This window comes from Dactylosporangium maewongense (assembly GCF_039531485.1).
GTDB lineage: Bacteria > Actinomycetota > Actinomycetes > Mycobacteriales > Micromonosporaceae > Dactylosporangium > Dactylosporangium maewongense.
Genome location: NZ_BAAAQD010000002.1, coordinates 122,513 through 140,381 on the forward strand (window position 1 = coordinate 122,513; position 17,869 = coordinate 140,381).

Annotated in this window: 13 protein-coding genes; 9 read left to right on the forward strand and 4 right to left on the reverse strand. The window is 71.2% G+C overall.

Going from position 1 to position 17,869, the window contains the following annotated elements; all coding sequences use genetic code 11:
- Positions 1 to 440 precede the first annotated feature (440 nt).
- On the forward strand, positions 441 to 3,614 hold the full coding sequence (locus tag ABD332_RS07475; protein ID WP_344500992.1) for a S8 family serine peptidase: 3,174 nt from the start codon (positions 441 to 443) through the stop codon (positions 3,612 to 3,614).
- Positions 3,615 to 3,722: 108 nt separating this feature from the next.
- Positions 3,723 to 4,178: a MaoC family dehydratase gene (locus ABD332_RS07480; protein ID WP_344500994.1), complete on the forward strand. Its 456-nt coding sequence runs from the start codon at positions 3,723 to 3,725 to the stop codon at positions 4,176 to 4,178.
- A gap of 35 nt (positions 4,179 to 4,213) precedes the next feature.
- Here the strand turns inward: ABD332_RS07480 and ABD332_RS07485 are convergent, their stop codons facing one another.
- From ABD332_RS07485 to fabG, 3 genes are all read right to left on the reverse strand, one after another.
- Positions 4,214 to 5,281 (reverse strand): acyl-CoA dehydrogenase family protein, encoded by a 1,068-nt coding sequence (locus tag ABD332_RS07485; RefSeq protein WP_344500996.1) that lies wholly within the window; start codon positions 5,279 to 5,281, stop codon positions 4,214 to 4,216.
- Between the two features lie 82 nt (positions 5,282 to 5,363).
- Complete coding sequence (locus ABD332_RS07490) at positions 5,364 to 6,557, reverse strand: acyl-CoA dehydrogenase family protein (protein ID WP_344500998.1); 1,194 nt, start codon at positions 6,555 to 6,557, stop codon at positions 5,364 to 5,366.
- Positions 6,554 to 7,315, reverse strand: coding sequence for a 3-oxoacyl-ACP reductase FabG (gene fabG, locus ABD332_RS07495; RefSeq protein WP_344501000.1), 762 nt, complete (start codon positions 7,313 to 7,315; stop codon positions 6,554 to 6,556). Before fabG ends, ABD332_RS07490 begins: the two co-directional genes overlap by 4 nt.
- Positions 7,316 to 7,506: 191 nt before the next feature.
- Between fabG and ABD332_RS07500 the strand changes: the two genes are divergently transcribed.
- The 5 genes from ABD332_RS07500 (at position 7,507) to ABD332_RS07520 (ending at position 12,693) form a co-directional block, all read left to right on the forward strand.
- Complete coding sequence (locus ABD332_RS07500; protein WP_344501002.1) at positions 7,507 to 8,511, forward strand: TolB family protein; 1,005 nt, start codon at positions 7,507 to 7,509, stop codon at positions 8,509 to 8,511.
- Positions 8,511 to 9,131, forward strand: coding sequence for a hypothetical protein (locus ABD332_RS07505; RefSeq protein WP_344501004.1), 621 nt, complete (start codon positions 8,511 to 8,513; stop codon positions 9,129 to 9,131). The genes ABD332_RS07500 and ABD332_RS07505 overlap by 1 nt, the downstream gene beginning before the upstream one ends.
- A 3-nt stretch (positions 9,132 to 9,134) precedes the next feature.
- Positions 9,135 to 9,932, forward strand: a complete 798-nt coding sequence (locus ABD332_RS07510) for an endonuclease/exonuclease/phosphatase family protein (protein ID WP_344501006.1) — start codon at positions 9,135 to 9,137, stop codon at positions 9,930 to 9,932.
- A 239-nt stretch (positions 9,933 to 10,171) separates the two neighbouring features.
- Positions 10,172 to 11,863, forward strand: a complete 1,692-nt coding sequence (locus ABD332_RS07515) for a VWA domain-containing protein (protein WP_344501008.1) — start codon at positions 10,172 to 10,174, stop codon at positions 11,861 to 11,863.
- An 83-nt stretch (positions 11,864 to 11,946) separates the two neighbouring features.
- On the forward strand, positions 11,947 to 12,693 hold the full coding sequence (locus ABD332_RS07520; RefSeq protein WP_344501010.1) for an NmrA family NAD(P)-binding protein: 747 nt from the start codon (positions 11,947 to 11,949) through the stop codon (positions 12,691 to 12,693).
- Here the strand turns inward: ABD332_RS07520 and ABD332_RS07525 are convergent.
- Complete coding sequence (locus ABD332_RS07525; RefSeq protein WP_425552144.1) at positions 12,680 to 14,113, reverse strand: fused MFS/spermidine synthase; 1,434 nt, start codon at positions 14,111 to 14,113, stop codon at positions 12,680 to 12,682. The two genes, ABD332_RS07520 and ABD332_RS07525, sit on opposite strands and share 14 nt — an antisense overlap.
- Before the next feature lie 18 nt (positions 14,114 to 14,131).
- Here ABD332_RS07525 and valS point away from each other — a divergent pair, with 18 nt between their 5' ends.
- Both valS and ABD332_RS07535 read left to right on the forward strand, forming a co-directional pair.
- Positions 14,132 to 16,753, forward strand: a complete 2,622-nt coding sequence (gene valS, locus ABD332_RS07530) for a valine--tRNA ligase (protein ID WP_344501012.1) — start codon at positions 14,132 to 14,134, stop codon at positions 16,751 to 16,753.
- On the forward strand, positions 16,753 to 17,559 hold the full coding sequence (locus ABD332_RS07535) for a TrmH family RNA methyltransferase (RefSeq protein WP_344501014.1): 807 nt from the start codon (positions 16,753 to 16,755) through the stop codon (positions 17,557 to 17,559). The genes valS and ABD332_RS07535 overlap by 1 nt, the downstream gene beginning before the upstream one ends.
- The last annotated feature ends 310 nt before the right edge of the window (positions 17,560 to 17,869 follow it).

Here is a 17,869-nt window from a genome sequence, read left to right on the forward strand (position 1 = left end):
CATAGCAATACCTTGCTATGTGTTAATGCCATGCCCTCGGCAACCCTCGACGTTGCCCTACAACCCCTGTTCGGCGCGATTCTCGGGAGTGACGGCCTCTGTTCCGCGCTGCAGAAAACTGGCATGTTGTGACGGCGTATATCGAGCATTCGGGATATGCGGCGCCGGCGTGCGCGTAGGCCGAGGGTGGGCCACGCCGGAGCAGCACCACGGGGGAGTCAGTAACAACCCTTCGGACACAGCCCGTCCTGAGAGGGGGCATGATGAGCCGACGGACATGGGTGCGCGCCGCAATGGCGTCAGCACTCGTTCCGCCACTGCTCGTGATCGTCTCGGCAAGCCCGAGTCAGGCAGCACCGGTGCAGAGCGGCAGCTTGACATCGGTGCCGGGTGCGTCGCTGGCCAAGCAGAGCTCGGCCGCGAAGTCACCCACGAGTCGCATGGCAAAGACCGACCAGTCCCTGCTCAACCGCACCGACAGCACCCGGCTGCCGATTGCGGTGAAGCTCGACTACGACTCGACCGCGACCTATGCCGGCGGTATTGCCGGATATGAGGCGACGAGCCCGTCAGTCACCGGTAAGGCGCTTTCCGGAAGTACCGCGGAACAGCGTTACGAAAGCCGCATCAAGGCAATTGAGGACAAGTTCCTCGGGCAGCTGCAGAAGCAGGTTCCGGACGCCAAGGTCGGCCAGAAGCTGCGGACCGTCTACGGCGGTATCGCAATGTCGGTGCCGGCGAACAAGATCGGCGCGATTCTCACGCTCGACAACGTGGTGGCGGTCCAGTCCGACGCCGCACGCGCCCCGCAGACCGACTCCAGCACCAGCTTCATCGGTGCCGACCAGGTCTACCCGTCGCTCGGCGGCAAGCCGAACGCCGGTAAGGGCGTCATCTTCGGCTCGCTCGACAGTGGCGTGTGGCCGGAGCACCCGTCGTTCGCGGACAACGGCAACCTCGGCGCCCCGCCCGCGAAGGCGGACGGCACGCCGCGTGCCTGCGACTTCGGCGACAACCCGCTCACCCCGGCGGCCGACCCGTTCGTCTGCCAGAACAAGCTCATCGGTGGCAAGGGCTTCCTTGACACCTACAACGCGCTGCAGCCGATCGAGATGTTCGGGTACACCGCCCGCGACTCCGACGGTCACGGCACCCACACCGCGTCGACCGCCGCCGGTAACCCGGTCGCGTCGGCGAACGTCCTCGGTGTCGAGCGGGGGCCGATCAACGGCGTCGCGCCCGGCGCCTGGGTCTCGGTGTACAAGGTCTGTGGCGCCACCGGCTGCTACAGCACCGACTCGGCCGCCGCGGTCGCCCAGGCGATCAAGGACGGCGTCAAGGTCATCAACTTCTCGATCTCGGGTGGCGCGAGCCCGTACACCGACATCGTGGAGCTGGCGTTCTTCGACGCCTACAAGGCCGGCGTCTTCGTGGCCGCCTCCGCCGGCAACTCCGGCCCGGGCGCGTCCACGACCGACCACCTGTCGGGCTGGGTCACCACCGTCGCGGCGTCGACCCAGAAGCGTTCCTTCGAGTCGGTCCTGACCGTCGCATCCACCGACGGCACCTCAGCGACCTACAAGGGCGTCTCGATCACCCAGGGCGTCACCCCGGCCAAGCAGATCGTGATGGCGTCGGCTCCGCCGTACAACAACCCGACCTGCACCGTGCCGGCCCCGCCCGGCATCTTCGTCAACAAGATCGTCGCGTGCGAGCGCAGCCCCGGCCGCATCATCAAGGGCTTCAACGTGCGGCAGGGTGGTGCCGCCGGCATGATCCTGTACAACGCGACACCGCAGGACGCGCTGAGCGACAACCACTGGCTGCCGACGGTGCACCTCGCCGACGGCACGGCGTTCCTGGCCTTCATGGCCGCCCACCCGGGCAACACGGCCACGTTCACGGCCGGCACGAAGGTCATCGGCACCGGTGACACGATGGCGACCTTCTCGTCGCGTGGCCCCGGCGGCCAGTTCATCAAGCCTGACATCTCCGCCCCCGGCGTGCAGATCCTGGCCGGCCAGACGCCGGTCCTGGACGACGCGGCCGGTGGCCCGCCCGGCCAGTACTTCATGGCGATCGCGGGCACCTCGATGTCGTCGCCGCACATCGCCGGCTCCGCCATCCTGGAGAAGGCGGCCCACCCGGACTTCACCCCGGGTCAGATCAAGTCCTCGCTGATGACCACGGCGACGACCAACGTGAAGAAGGAGAACGGGACGACTCCGGCCGACCCGTTCGATCTCGGTGCCGGTCGGGTCCAGGTCAACCTCGCGGCCAACCCCGGTCTCACGTTCGACGAGACGGCCGACCGGATGTACGCGCTGGGCAACGACCCGGTCAACGCGGTGCAGATCAACCTTCCGTCGGTGAACGCCCCGGTCATGCCGGGCAAGCTCACCGCGGTCCGCACGGCGAAGAACGTCTCCGGCAAGACGCAGACCTACAGGACCGAGGCGACCTCGCCGGCCGGCTCCTCGATCACTGTGTCCCCGGCGATCTTCACCGTGAAGGCGGGGGAGACCGCGACCATCAACATCACCATCAAGTCCAACGCCCCCAAGGCGCAGTACTTCGGTGAGGTCCGGTTGAAGCCGGTCAGCTCGAGCGTGCCGGCGCTGCACCTGCCGGTGGCGTTCGTCCCGCAGCAGGGTGACATCACGGTGACGCAGGCCTGCACGCCGCCGTCGCTGACGCTGCTGCAGAACAGCACCTGCACCGTGAAGGCCACGAACAACACCTTCAACGACACCACGGCGGACTTCACCACCACGTCCACGATCAACCTTCCGATCGTCGGCGCGAACGGTGCCACGGTGGCCAACCCGTTCAAGGCCGAGAAGAAGGGCGCGTCGCTCGCCGGCGCGATCCCGGGCACGCCGTCGATCGCCCCGGGCACCATCGCCGGGTACATCCCGCTCGACCTGTTCGGGGGCACGCTCGTGACCCCGGTCGGCGACGAGGACCTGACGACGTTCAATGTGCCGTCGTTCAAGTACAACGGTGTCGACTACTCCTCGCTCACCGTCGACTCGAACGGCTACCTGTACCCGGGCAGCGACGACAGCCGTGAGAACAACAACTGCTGCGACATCACCCCGATCCCGAACCCCGCGAAGCCGAACAACGTCCTCGCGCCGTTCTGGACCGACCTCGACGGCACGGGCGCGACCGGTCTGCTGATCAACGTGCTCACCGACGGCGTCGGCACCTGGACGGTCGTCGAGTGGCGGGTGAACGACTTCGGCACGCTCAACCAGCGCCGCTTCCAGGTCTGGCTGGGCTCGGGCGGTCCGCAGGACATCGCGATGTCCTACGACTTCGGGACGATGGGTGCGCTGCCCGCCGGGCAGAACCTCGTCGTCGGGGCCGAGAACGCGTACGGCAACGGTGGTCAGGGCCTGCCCGTGAACACCCTGCCGAGCACGGACCTCTACGTGACCAGCACCGACCCGGTGCCGGGCGCGTCGACGTCCTACACGGTCACGGTGAAGGGTCTGCTCCCCGGCACCGGCAGGGTCTCCACCTCGGTGGTCACCCCGGCCGTCCCGGGCACGACCGTCGTCAACACCGACATCGGCGTGACGCTGAAGCTCAACCGCATCGGCACGTAACAGCGCCCTTGCAAGGCACGTCCTGGTGACAAAGGCGGCCGGTCCCGATCCACGGGGCCGGCCGCCCGTCGTTGACGGATGTTGCACTTGCTGTGCAGGATCAGGGGTATGCGAACGTTTGCGAACGGCGGCGAGTTGCTGGCTTCAGTCGGCGAGGTCCTCGGCCACAGCGACTGGCGGGAGATCACCCAGGAGCACATCAACCTGTTCGCCGAGGCCACCGGCGACTTCCAGTGGATTCACGTGGACGCGGAGCGGGCCGCGGCCGGACCGTTCGGCACCACTATCGCGCACGGCTTCATGAGCCTGTCGCTGCTGCCGGTCCTGGTCTCCGGCGTGTACCGGGTGGAAGGTTCCCGGATGGGCATCAACTACGGCCTGGACAAGGTGCGGTTCCCGTCGCCGCTGCCGGTGGGGTCCAAGGTGCGCGCCACGGTGCAGCTGCTGTCCGCCGAGGACATCGGCGAGGGCTGGCTGCAGCTGAAGAACAAGGTGACCGTCGAGCGCGAGGGCCAGGAGAAGCCGGTCTGCGTCGCCGAGTCGCTGACCCGGCTCCTCCTGTAACGCGACACCTCACTCAGTCCGGACTCAGCCCGGGCTCAGCCCGGCAGCGACACCAGGTCGGCCAACGCCGTGCGATGGGCGGAGGCCGACCCGAACGTCGCCGCATTGGCGCGGGCCCGCTTCAGGTACAGGTGCGCCGGGTGCTCCCAGGTGAAGCCGATCCCGCCGTGCAGCTGCACACACTCCTCGGCGGCCTTGACCGCCACCGGGGAGCAGAACGCCTGGGCGACGGCCGCCGCGACCGGCAGGTCCGGGTCGCCGGTCGCGAGGCAGCCCGCCGCGTAGCGGGCCACCGCGCGGGCCTGCGTGACGCTCACCCACAGGTCCGCGAGCCGGTGCTTGACCGCCTGGTACGAGCCGACCGGCCGGGCGAACTGCCGCCGGGTCTTCACGTATTCGACGGTCGTCGTCAGGCACCAGTCCGCGACACCGAGCTGCTCGGAGGCGAGCAGCGTCGCCCCGGCCAGCAGTGCCCGGTCCACGGCACCGGCCGCGTCGGCGGTGACCAGCCGCCCCGGCGCGCCCGCGAACGTGACGTCGGTGAGCGGCCGGGTCAGGTCGAAGCTGACCACCGGCACCCGCCGCGCCGCCGCGGCGTCCACCGCGTAGAGCCCCGCGGCGGAAGGCACCAGCAGTACATCGGCCGCCGCGGCGTCGACGACGCTGGTGACGGTGCCGTCCAGCCGGTCACCCCCGGCGGTGACGGTCCACGGCTGGGAGGTCCGCCAGGACAGCGGCACCGCCAGGGTCGCCGTCCGGCTGCCGGCGGCGACCGCGTCGAGCAGCGGGTCGCCGGTGCCGGTGAGCGCGGCCACCGCCAGGACGGAGCTGCCGAGGAACGGCACCGGCGCGACGCTGCGACCGAGCTCCTCCATCACCACCGCGGTCTCCCGCCACGACGCGCCCGCGCCGCCGGCCGCCTCGGGCACCGGCAGCCCGGCCACCCCGAGGTCGACGGCGAGGGACCGCCACAGCTTCAGGTCGACGGGTTCGGCCGACTCGATCCTCGCCAGCACCGCCTCGAACCCGGCCCGGTCACCCAGCAGCGCGCGCACGCTGGAGCGCAGCTCCTCCTCGACGTCGCTGTACAGCAGATCGGTCATGCCGCCACCTCCGCTTCGCTCCGGCGTCGGCCTGCCCGGAACCTGTCACATGATGAGCGGCCCGAGCCGCTCCGCTGGCCGCTCATTTCGGCAGGTCCTTCCACGCGACGTCCTTGTCGAGCCGGTGCTCCGGCGGCAGCCCCAGGACCCGCTCCGCGACGATGTTGCGCAGGATCTCCGACGTGCCGCCCTCGATCGAGTTGCCTTTCGCGCGGAGGTACCGGTATCCGGCGGTCCGGCCGGAGAAGTCGACGATGGTCGGGCGCCGCATCGTCCACTCGTCGTGCCGCAGCCCCTCCTCGCCGAGCACGTCCAGCTCCAGGCCGGAGATCTCCTGGTTGAGCCGGGCGAAGAGCAGCTTCGCCGCCGACCCCTCCGGGCCCGGCTGGCCGGCCGCCAGCTGTTGGCGCAGCCGCATCCCGGTGAGCCTGGCCGCCTCCGCCTCGACCCACAGCCGCAGCAGCGCGTCGTGCAGCGCCGGGGTCCGCAGCTCGGGCCGCTCCCGCCACAGGTCGGCGACGATGCCGATGCCGCCGCCCTCGCGGGGCGCCGCGCCGCCGCCGATCGCGACCCGCTCGTTCATCAGCGTGGTCTGCGCGACCGCCCAGCCCTCGCCGACCGCGCCGAGCCGGTCGGTGTCGGGGATCCGGACGCCGGTCAGGAACACCTCGTTGAACTCGGCCTCGCCGGTGGCCTGGCGCAGCGGCCGCACCTCCACCCCGGGCGCGGTCATGTCGAGCACGAAGTACGTGATGCCCTGGTGCTTCGGCACGGCCGGGTCGGTGCGGGCGATGAGGATCGCCCACCGCGCCTCGTGCGCCATCGACGTCCACACCTTCTGGCCGTCGACGACCCACCCGTCGCCGTCACGGACCGCGCGGGTGCCGAGGCCGGCGAGGTCGGATCCGGCGCCGGGCTCACTGAACAGCTGGCACCACACCTCCTCGCCCGTCCACAGCGGGCGCAGCCAGCGCCGCCGCTGCTCGTCGGTGCCGTGCCGCAGGATCGTCGGGGCCGCCATGCCGAGGCCGATGCCGATGCGCCGCGGGTTGTTGTCGGGGGCGCCCGCCGCGGCGAACACGTCCTCGACGGCCGCCTGCTCCTCCCGCGGCAGGCCGAGCCCGCCGAGCCCTTCCGGGAACTGCACCCAGGCGAGCCCGGCGTCGAACCGGGCCCGCAGGAAGTCCCGCGGGTCGAGCGCGTTGGGGTCGTGCGCGGCGAGGAACTCCCTCGCCAGGTCCGCCGGCTGCGATGTCGGGTTCGATGTCGGGTTCAATTGAGCGGGCCTCCGGCCACGTAGATGACCTGCCCGGACACGAAGCCCGCACCCTCGCTCGCAAGGAACGAGATGGTGTGCGCGACGTCCGCCGGCACGCCCACCCGGCGGACCGGGATCCGCTCGGCCGCCGCCTGCTGGAACGCCTCGAAGTCGACCTTGACCCGGGCGGCGGTCGCGGCGGTCATGTCGGTCGCGATGAATCCGGGCGCGACGGCGTTGACGGTGACGCCGAACGGGCCCAGCTCGATCGCCAGGGTCTTCGTGAAGCCCTGCAGCCCGGCCTTCGCGGCGGAGTAGTTGGCCTGGCCCCGGTTGCCGAGCGCGGACGACGACGACAGGTTGACGATCCGGCCGAACTTCGCCGCCGTCATGTGCGTCTGCGCGGCCCGGCTCATCAGGAACGCACCCTTCAGGTGCACCCCCATCACCGTGTCCCAGTCGCTGTCGCTCATCTTGAACAGCAGGTTGTCCCGCAGCACCCCGGCGTTGTTGACCAGGACCAGCGGCGGGCCGAGCTCGCCGGCGACCCGGTCGACGGCGGCGGCCACGGCCTGTGCGTCGGCGACGTCCGCCCCGACGGCCAGGGCGCGCCCGCCGGCGGCCTGGATCTGTTCGACAGTGTCCTTGCAGGCGCCCTCGTCCAGGTCGAGCACCGCCACGGCGTGCCCGTCGGCGGCCAGTCGGAGGGCGGTCGCGGCGCCGATGCCGCGGGCCGCGCCGGTCACGATCGCCACGCGGGCCTGTGTGTCAGTCATACCTCCGATCCTCACCCGTGAGACACGGTCCTGAAAAGGCACTGCAAGTGCAGATTGTTCACACCGCCCGCACCAAATGTCCGATTGGCGGAATTTCCCGCAAGTTCCCGGCGGGGAACCGTTCAGGTGCGGCACGGTTGCGCCGATGGTCTCAGCGTCACACGGAAGAGACGGCACCACGGGGGGCACGGATGAACGGCAACACGATCAAGAAGGCAGTCACGCTGGCCGGTTTCGCCGCACTGGCGGGCCTCGGGACGATGATCGGTTCGACCACCGCCTCCGCCGCTCCCGCCGGCGCCTCCTCTGCGGCCTTCGGTGGCAAGGCCGTCGCCTACGTGCGGGCCGGCGTCATCTACAGCAGCGACGGCTACAGCGAGGTCCGCCTCACCGAGGACGAGGTCAACGCCCGGCCGCGGTTCAACCCCGACGGCACGAAGCTCGCCTACCTGCACAACAACACGGTCTGGGTGATGAACGCCGACGGCAGCGGCAAGCGCCAGGTCAGCGACCGGGTCTCCGGCGGCGCCTCGTGGTCCCCGGACGGCAAGTGGATCGCCTACGCCGCGCTGTCGTGCACCGGCGGCCCCGGCGTCTTCCGCGTCGCGGCCGACGGCCCCGAGGGTCCCGAGGGCTCTGGGTCGCAGCCGCTCTTCCCCGCCTCCTGCCGCGACCAGGCCGTCCCCGAGGTCGCGTACATCACCGAGCAGGCAACCGGGCAGGCCGGCCCGGTGAAGCTCGCGGACCGCCTGCGCACCGACGACGCGGTCGCCTGGTCGCCCGACGGCACGAAGATCGCGTTCCGGGGCGGCGAGTGCGAGTCGATCGCCGACAACTGCCTGAGCGTCGGCACCGTCGAGACCGGCACCGAGCGCGCCATCGACTACTACGGCGGTGGCGGCAGCGGCACCAGCGGCTTCGGCGTCGTCCCCGCCTGGTCGCCCGACGGCCGGAAGGTCACCTGGACCACCTACACCGAGGACGGCACCGCGGTGCGGGTCACCGAGGCCGACGCCGACGGCGGCAACCGGCACCAGATCGGCGCCGCCGACGACCGCGAGATGGTCTACGCAGGCACCCGCACCGGCGTGCTCACCGCGTCGCACCAGGGCCACTCCTGGGTCACCGCGGTCGACCTGGCCACCGGCGCGCGGACCCCGCTGCACCAGGGCTCGCAGCCGACCGTTCAGGCCTGATGACCAGACACCTGCTCGGCATCGCGCTGGCGCTCACGCTGGCGTCGTGTGGCTCCGGTCCGACATCTGTCGGGCCGGAGCCTTCGCGTTCGGCCACCGGCGGCGCGCTGCTCGCCGTCGAGGATCTGCCCGACGGCTACGTGACCAGCCCGCCGCAGGTGGAGCCCGAGGTCAGCGGGGACAGCACGGTCAGCGTCGCCGGCTGCGGCGCCCTGATCGACCGGTTCCGCGGGGGCGGCACCGGCGTCCGGTTCGAGGGCGGCTCCGCGGGGCCTTTCCTCGCCGAGGAGGTCTCCGCGGATCCGGATGCGGTGGATGTACTGCGGGAGCTCGGCACCCGGTGCGCGGCCTTCACGGACACCGATCCCGGCGGCGGGACGACCAGCGTCACGGTGACCGACGCCGGGCTGCCGAGCCTCGGCGACGAGTCCGCGGCGGTCAGGATGGCGGCGTCCGGCGGCGCCGGCGACGACGCCTACACCCTCGGCGGCTACCTGCTCGTCGTCCGCGTCGGCGGCGCGACCTGCACCCTCGTGCACTTCGGCCAGCCGGAGGTGGACCGGGCCGAGACCGAGACGATCGCCAAGGCGGCGGTGCGGAAGCTGCGGCGGCCACAATGAGGCATGCGGCTGGGCACGTTCAACCTCATGCACGGGCGGTCTCTCGCCGACGGGCAGGTCGACGCCGGCCGCGTCCACGCAACGATCGCCGCGCTGGACACCGACGTCCTCGGGCTCCAGGAGGTCGACCGGGGCCAGCACCGCAGCGGCCACGCCGACCTCGCCGCGATCGCGGCCGACGCGTTGGGCGCGGGGCATGTCATGTTCGTGCCGGCGGTGGTCGGCACCCCCGGCGAGGGCTTCCGGACGGCGACCGACGGCGACCAGGACGGGACCGACCCGCACTACGGCGTCGCGCTGGTGAGCCGGTATCCGGTGGTCGATTGGCGGGTGACCCGCCTGCCGGCCGCCCCGCTGCGCTCACCGCTGCTGGCCGGACCCCAGCTGCTGTTCCTCGACGACGAGCCGCGGGTCCTGATCGCCGCGGTGCTCGAAACCCCCGCCGGGCGTGTGACGGTCGCCACCACCCACCTGTCCTTCGTCCCCGGCTGGAACGTCCGGCAGCTCCAGCTGGTCCGCGGGGCGTTGCGGCCGCTGCCGGCACCGCGCGTGCTCCTCGGCGACCTCAACCTCCCCGGCGGGCTGCCCCGGCTCTTCTCCGGCTGGCACCGGCTCGCGCGCCTGCCGACCTTCCCGGCACCGGCGCCACGCGTGCAGTTCGACCACGTGCTGGCCGACGGGCGCGGCATCGAGCGCCTCCCGCGGGTCCTGCGGGTGGCGGCCCCGGCGGTGCCGTTCTCCGACCACCGGCCGCTGGTTGTGACACTCCGTGACCGCCCGGGCACGCTGAAGATCGATTAGGGCAGATTTAAGTGCGAGCGGAATGCCTGCTTGCGGCGGTTTGTCTCGGCGTGATTGCGAACCGTGTTCGGATAACTACGATTCTTCGGTGCCTTGTAGATTGGGCGTTCGTTTGTTGGGATGCGTACCGTCAGTGATTTCCAACCGAAGGTACAAGGCCGCAGAGGCCGCCGGTCCGGAGGATAAGAGCCGTGAAAGGTCGCCACCGCTCAGCGGGGTCGTCAGGCGCAGCGCTCAAGATGGGCGCCGCCGCCGTCGCCGTGCTCGTAGTCCTCGCCGGCAGCTGGTATGCGTTCCGGAAGTACTCCCAGCCGTCGTGCGGTGCGTCCACCAAGCTCACGGTCAGCGCACCCTCTGACATCGCACCCGCGCTGAAGCAGCAGGTCGCCGACTGGTCCGCGCAGGCCAAGACCGGCGACGGCTGCGTCGACGTCGAGGTCATCGAGGCCGCGTCCGCCGACGTGGCCGCCGCGATCGCCGCCACCTCGAAGAAGTCGCTGACCGGCGTCGGCCAGGCCAACGGCAAGACCCGCATCCCCGACGTGTGGGTGCCCGACTCGTCCCTGTGGCTCCAGCGCCTCCGCGCCGTCAACCCCGCCGGCCTCCCCGCCGACGCCAAGTCGATCGCCCGCAGCCCCATCGTCGTCGCCGTCCCCGAGCCGATCGCGACCACCTCCTTCGGCTGGCCCCAGACGAAAATCAAGTACACCGACCTGATCGGGAAGGTCGCCGGCGACCAGAAGGTCAAGCTCGGCATCGTCGAGCCCAGCCGCGACTCGACCGGCCTCGCCGGCCTGATGACCCTCGCCGCCGCCGCGACCGCCTCCGCCGGCGGCAACCAGACCCAGGCCACGCAGACCGCGACCGCCGCCCTCCGCGCGCTCGCCGCCGGCCGGTCCTCGCTGCGCGACGACCTCATGCAGAAGTTCCCGCGCGGCTCCGACCCGCAGGCACTCAGCGCCGGCCTGACCGTCGCGCCGCTGTCGGAGCAGGCCGTCATCCAGTACAACGCCCAGCAGCCGCCGGTCCGCCTCGCCGCGATCTACGCCGAGCCCGCGCCGCTCGCCCTCGACTACCCGTTCGTCATCCTCAGCAAGGAACGCACCGCCGCCGCCGAACAGCTGCTCAAGGTGCTCGGCGGCGACCAGTTCCGGGACCGGCTCGGCGCGATCGGCCTCCGCGGCTCCGACGGCGTCGCCGGCAAGGGCTTCCAGACCCCGACCGGCGCACCCACCTCCCTCACCGCCGGCCAGGTCCCCGACGCCGCCGCCATCGAAGGCCTGCTCACCAAGTGGCAGGCGATCACCCTCCCGGCCCGCATGCTCGCCGTCATCGACGTGTCCGGCTCCATGCTCACGAAGGTCCCCACCGCCGGCGGCGCCGACCGCATGACGGTGACCCTCGAGGCGGCCCGCCGCGGCATGCAGCTCTTCGACGACTCCTGGGCCCTCGGCGTGTGGACCTTCTCCACCCAGCTCGACGGCGCCAAGGACTACAAGCAGCTCGTCCCCATCGGCCCGCTGGTCAGCCAGCGCAACCAGTGCCTCCAGGCGCTGCAGGGCATCCGCCCCAAGCAGAACGGCGACACCGCCCTCTACGACACCATCCTCGCCGGCTACAAGGCCGTGCAGAGCGGCTGGGACCAGGGCCGGATCAACTCCCTCATCGTCATGACCGACGGCGAGAACGACGACCCCGCCGGCGGCCTCTCCCTCGAGCAGCTGATCGCCGAGCTCAAGGCGACCGCCGACCCGGCCAAGCCCATCCAGGTCATCCTCATCGGCATCGGCGACAAGGTCGGCGAGGGCGCCATGCGCCAGATCACCGACGCCGTCGGCGGCGGCACCTTCGTCGCCCCCGACCCGGCCAAGATCGGCGACATCTTCCTCCAGGCCATCTCGCTGCGCGGCCAGGCCGCCCAGCCCAAGTAGCTGTTACCCGCGTCCGGCTCACCGCCCCGCCATGATCCCGCACCGCACGGGATCACGGCGGGGCGGCGGCGCATACTGGGTGTGTGATCGCGGTGACCGGGGCGTCCGGGCAGGTCGGCAGACGAGTCGCGGCGGGGGTCCCTGAGGCGCGGCGGCTGACCCGCAAGGACGCCGAATACGGCGACACCGGCCGGATGCGGCAGGCGCTCGACGGGGTCGGGACGCTGTTCCTGGTCTCGGCGCGCGAGTCGGGCGACCGGGTCGCCGAGCACCGCAGCGCCGTCGACGCGGCCGTCGCGGCCGGCGTCCAGCGGATCGTGTACCTGTCGTTCGCCGGCGCCGCACCCGACTGCACCTTCACGTTCGGCCGGGACCACTGGCACACCGAGCAGCACATCCGGCAGACCGGCCTGCGCTGGACCTTCCTGCGCGACAACCTCTACCAGGAGATGCTGCCGATGCTCGCCGGCCCCGACGGCGTCATCCGCGGCCCCGCGGCCGACGGCCGGCTCGCCGCCGTCGCCTACGACGACATCGCCGCGAGCGCCGTCGCGGCACTCACCCAGGACGGGCACGACGGACGGACCTACGAGCTCACCGGGCCCGAGGCGCTGACCATGCACGAGGTCGCGGCCAGGCTCGGCCTCACCTACGTCCCCGAGACCGTCGAAGAGGCCTACGCGTCACGGGCGCACTACGGGGCGCCGGCGTTCGAGGTCGCCGGATGGGTCAGCTCCTACGAGGCGATCGCCGCCGGCGAGCTCGCGACCGTCAGCGACGACGTACGGCACCTGACCGGACGGGACCCGAAACCGCTCAGTCCCAGGTGAGCAGCTGGTCGACCGGCGCGTAGTCGTCGGTCAGGACCCGCGCTCCGCCGACGAACGCGCGAAGCTCCTCGCCGGTCAGGGAGTCCGGCATCGCCCGTACCGGCGACGTGGAAGCGAACACGACGAAGTTGCTGCCGGTCTCGCCCCGCAACGCGGGCCGCGGCGCCACCAGGGTCACGAACGGGAACACGGCGGCGATGGTCGCGACCTCGGCACGGACGAAGCGACGGGCCGGACCGTCGATGACGTTGAGCGCGTAGACACCACCCGGACGCAGCACCCGCCGGACGTCGGTGACCAGCTCGCGGGTCGTGAGATGCCACGGGACCGCGAGATGGCCGAACGCGTCACCGATGACCAGGTCACGCGACGCGGACGGCTGGCGGCGCAGACCCGCGCGGGCGTCACCGGTCTCGACCCGCAGCAGCGGACCCGTCCGCAGGCCGAGCCGCCGCCGGTCGAGCTCGACGAGCGCCGGATCCAGCTCCAGGACGAGGTTGTCGCTGCCCGGACGGGTCGCGGCCACGTACCGCGGCAGCGTGAACCCACCACCACCCACATGCAGCACATCCAGCGGACCCGCCGGCAGACCGTCCACATAGGACCCGATCCACTGGGTGTACGCGTACTCCAGATGCTTCGGGTCGCCGAGATCCACATAGGAGTGCTGGGCGCCGTTGAGGAACAGGACGCGCCCCTCACCCCCGTCCTCGCCGACGGCGGCACACGTGTACGCGGTCTCCACGTCGCACGGGGAAGGGGTGACGATGCCGAGCGGCACGCCGATCACGACGAACGCCGCGGCCGCCGACAGGTTGCCGGTGCGCCGCCAGTACCCGCCGAAGCCGAAGCCGGCAAGCGCCAGCACACCCGCCAGGACCAGCAGGATCACGCTCGTCGGCACGGTGGCCACCAACACGAACCCCGTCGCGAACGTCGCCGTGATCGCGCCGAGCGTGCCGACGCTGGACAGCCGGCCCACCACCCTCCCGGTGTGCGCGAGATCGGCCAGCTGCAGCTTCACCACCAGCGGGGTCACCGCCGACAGCAACGCCGCCGGCACGAACAAGGCCATCGCCGCGAGCAGCAGCACACTTGACGGCCCGGCGTCGCGCAGCCACGCACCGGCCACCCGGACGATCGGCAGCGTCGCGGCCGTCGCGGCGGCGCCCAGCAGCAACAACGGCGACAACAGCCGGCGCGGGTCGCCCCGCCGGTCCGCGAGCCAGCCACCGGTCCACGCGCCATACGCGATCGCGGCCAGGGCCACACCGATGATCGCGGTGCTGCTCGACAGCGTCACACCGACGTACGGCCCGACGAGCCGCAGCCCGACGATCTCCAGGACGAGCACGGCACCGCTGGTCAGGAACACCAGACCGGCGGCGATGCGGTTATTGAGGGGTGTCGCGGCATCCACCGCTCTAGCATGGGGCACATGTCCGATTCGACGCGCATACCTGCCAAGCCGACCCTCGATGGCCTCGAGGCGCGCTGGGTAAAGGTATGGGACGCCGAAGGGACCTACCGATTCGACCGGACCGCCACCCGCGACAGCGTGTTCTCGATCGACACGCCGCCGCCGACGGTGAGCGGGGCACTGCACATCGGCCACGTCTTCTCCTACACGCAGACCGACGCGATCGCCCGCTACCAGCGCATGCGCGGCCGGGACGTGTTCTACCCGATGGGGTGGGACGACAACGGCCTGCCCACCGAGCGGCGGGTGCAGCTCACGTACGGGGTGCAGTGCGACCCCGCCCTGCCGTACGACGAACACCTCGTCATCACGAAGACCCCCGGCGGCCCGCCCCAGAAGATCAGCCGGCGGAACTTCATCGACCTCTGCAAACGCCAGACGGAGGTCGACGAGCAGGCCTACGAGCAGCTGTGGCGCAACCTCGGCCTGTCCGTCGACTGGACCCTGCTCTACACGACGATCGGCGACCGGGCCCGGACCGCCGCCCAGCAGGGATTCCTCAACAGCCTCGCCCGCGGCGACGCGTACGCCGTCGACGGCCCGACCCTCTGGGACGTCACGTTCGGCACGGCGGTCGCGCAGGCCGAGCTCGAAGACCGCGAACGCCCCGGCGCCTACCACCGGATCCGCTTCGGCGACTTCACCGTCGACACGACCCGGCCCGAGCTGCTGCCCGCCTGCGTGGCCCTGGTCGCGCACCCCTCCGACGAGCGGTTCCAGCCGCACTTCGGCACGACCGTGCGCACGCCCCTGTTCCACGTCGACGTGCCGCTGCTCGCCCACCCCCTGGCCGACCCCGCGAAGGGCACCGGCCTCGTGATGGTGTGCACCTTCGGCGACCTCACCGACGTGACCTGGTGGCGGGAGCTCGACCTGCCGACCCGCACCGTCATCCAGCGCAACGGCCGGCTCGGCCTGCAACCGCCGCCCGGCGTCGACGAGGACCAGTACGCACTCGTCGCCGGCCTCACCGTCAACCAGGCCCGGGAGAAGATCGTCGCGGCACTGCGCGCCGACGGCATGCTCGAAGGCGAGCCACGGCCGATCACCCACGCGGTGAAGTTCTACGAGAAGGGCGAGAAACCCCTCGAGATCGTCGGCACCCGCCAGTGGTACATCCGCAACGGCGGCCGCTCGCCAGAACTCCGCGCCGCGCTGCTCGCCCGGGGCCGCGAGCTGCAGTGGACCCCGGCCCACATGCGCTCCCGCTACGAACACTGGGTCGAAGGCCTCACCGGCGACTGGGTGATCAGCCGGCAACGCTTCTTCGGCGTGCCGATCCCGCTCTGGTACCGCCTCGACGACGACGCCCACCCCGTCCACGACGACCCCATCGTGCCTTCGGCGCTGCCGATGGACCCGAGCAGCGACACGCCACCCGGCTACGACGAGTCGCAGCGCGGCCGGCCCGGCGGGTTCATCGGCGACCCCGACGTCATGGACACCTGGGCGACGTCCTCGCTGACCCCGCAGATCATCGGCGGCTGGCTCGACGACCCCGACCTCTTCACCCGGGTCTTCCCCATGGACCTGCGCCCCCAGGCCCACGAGATCATCCGGACCTGGCTCTTCTCGACCGTGCTGCGCGCCCACGTGGAGCACGACGTGCTGCCGTGGAAGCGGGCGTCGATCGCCGGCTGGATCGTCGACCCCGACCGCAAGAAGATCGGCAAGTCCAAGGACAACGCCGGCGACTCCCCGGAAGCCATGCTCGAACGGCACGGCGCCGACGCCCTGCGCTACTGGGCGGCCAGCGCCCGCCCGGGCGTCGACACAGCCCTCGACGTGAACCAGATGAAGATCGGCCGCCGCCTGGCCACGAAGCTCCTCAACGCGAGCCGCTTCGTGCTCGGCTTCCCCGTGCCCACCAGCGGTGCCGTCACCGAGCCCGTGGACCAGGCCCTGCTGGCCGCCCTGTCCACGGTGGTGACCGAGGCGACGGCGGCCTTCGAGGTGTACGACTACGCGCGCGCCCTCGAACGCACCGAACAGTTCTTCTGGTCCTTCTGCGACGACTACCTGGAGCTGGTCAAGTCCCGCGCCTACGGCGAGCTTCCCGCCGCCGACTCCGCCCGGACCGCTCTGACCACGGCGCTGTCGACCCTGCTGCGGCTGTTCGCCCCGTTCCTGCCCTTCGTGACGGAGGAGATCTGGTCCTGGTGGCAGCCCGGCTCCATCCACCGCGCCTCTTGGCCGACCGGCATCTCCTCCGCTGGCGGCGGGCCTTCCTCCGCGGCCGACGGCGGGCCTTCCTCCGCGGTTGACGGCGGACCTTCCTCCGCGGTTGACGGCGGACCTTCCTCCGCGGTTGACGGCGGCCTCTCCTCTTCCTTTCTAAACCTCCCCTCCACTGACATTTCCGACATTTCCCCTTTATCGGTTGCGACGGCGGTGCTGGCGGCGGTGCGGAAGGCGAAGTCGGCGGCCCAGCAGTCCATGCGGGCCGAGGTGGCGCTGCTGGCGGTGGCCGGCCCCGCGGCCGTCCTGGAGCAGGTCAAGGCCGACCTGACCGCGGCCGGCAACGTCCGGTCGTGGGCCATCACCGACGCTGAGGAACTGTCCGTTACCGTCACGTTGTGATGGAACTCCAGGCCATCGGGGTCCAACACCCCGCCGTGCGGCAGGTGCAGCACATCCAGAACAACACCGCACCCAACCGCTACAAGCTCTTCGTCGCCGAGGGCCTCTGGGCGCACAACATGCTCCTGGAGGCCGGCGCGCCGATCGACACGTTCTTCTGGTGCCCCGAGGCGATCTACGCCGACGAGGCCCACCGCCGCGCCGAGGAGATCGCCGCGCGGGCGGACCGGTCGTTCCGGATCTCGCTCCGGACCCTGGAGAAGATCTCCGAGCGCGACAAGCCCGACGGCCTGCTGTCCCTGGCCGCACTGCCCCGCTGGGACGCCGGCGATCTCCGGTTCGGCAAGACGTCGCTGGTACTGGTCGCCGACGGCCTCGAGATCCCCGGCAACCTCGGCACCCTGATCCGGTCCCTGGACGCCTGCGGGGCCGACTGCCTGGTGCTCACCAACCGCAAGACCCGCCTGACCCACCCGAAGGTCATCCGCGCCAGCCAGGGCACGATCCTCACCGTGCCGACGATCGAGTTCGAGCAGACCGCCGACGCCGTCGCCTGGCTCCAGCGCCACCGCTTCACGGTCCTCCTCGCCGACACCGACGAGGCGGTCAACTACCGCCAGGCGAACTACTCGGGCCGCACCGCCCTCGTCGTCGGCAGCGAACGCTACGGCATCGGCAAAGAGTGGTACGGCCACGGCTACCAGCGCGTCGCGGTCCCCATGCTCGGCTCGGGCGACTCCCTCAACGTCTCCGTCTCCGCCTCAGTCCTCCTCTACGAGGCACGCGCCCGCAAATCGTCCTGGTAACCCGCGCCGCAAATCGTCCTGGTAACCCGCGCCGCAAATCGTCCTGGTAACCCGCGCCACGAACCGCTGCGTGACGCACGCGCCCCCGGCTATGCACGCCCGCCGGTAACCCCGCCAGCACCGGCGACGAAGACGCGATGATCGTGCGCTATGAACGTCCGTCGGTAACGCGCGCTACGTACGTCCGCCGAGAACACGCGCTACGAGCGACCGCTGGTAATGCGCGTCCGCGGGCGAGTGGACGCGTCCGCGGACGGGTGCCGGTAACGCGCGCCTGCGAGCTGGCCGGGGTCAGTGGGGGTCTGCTGGT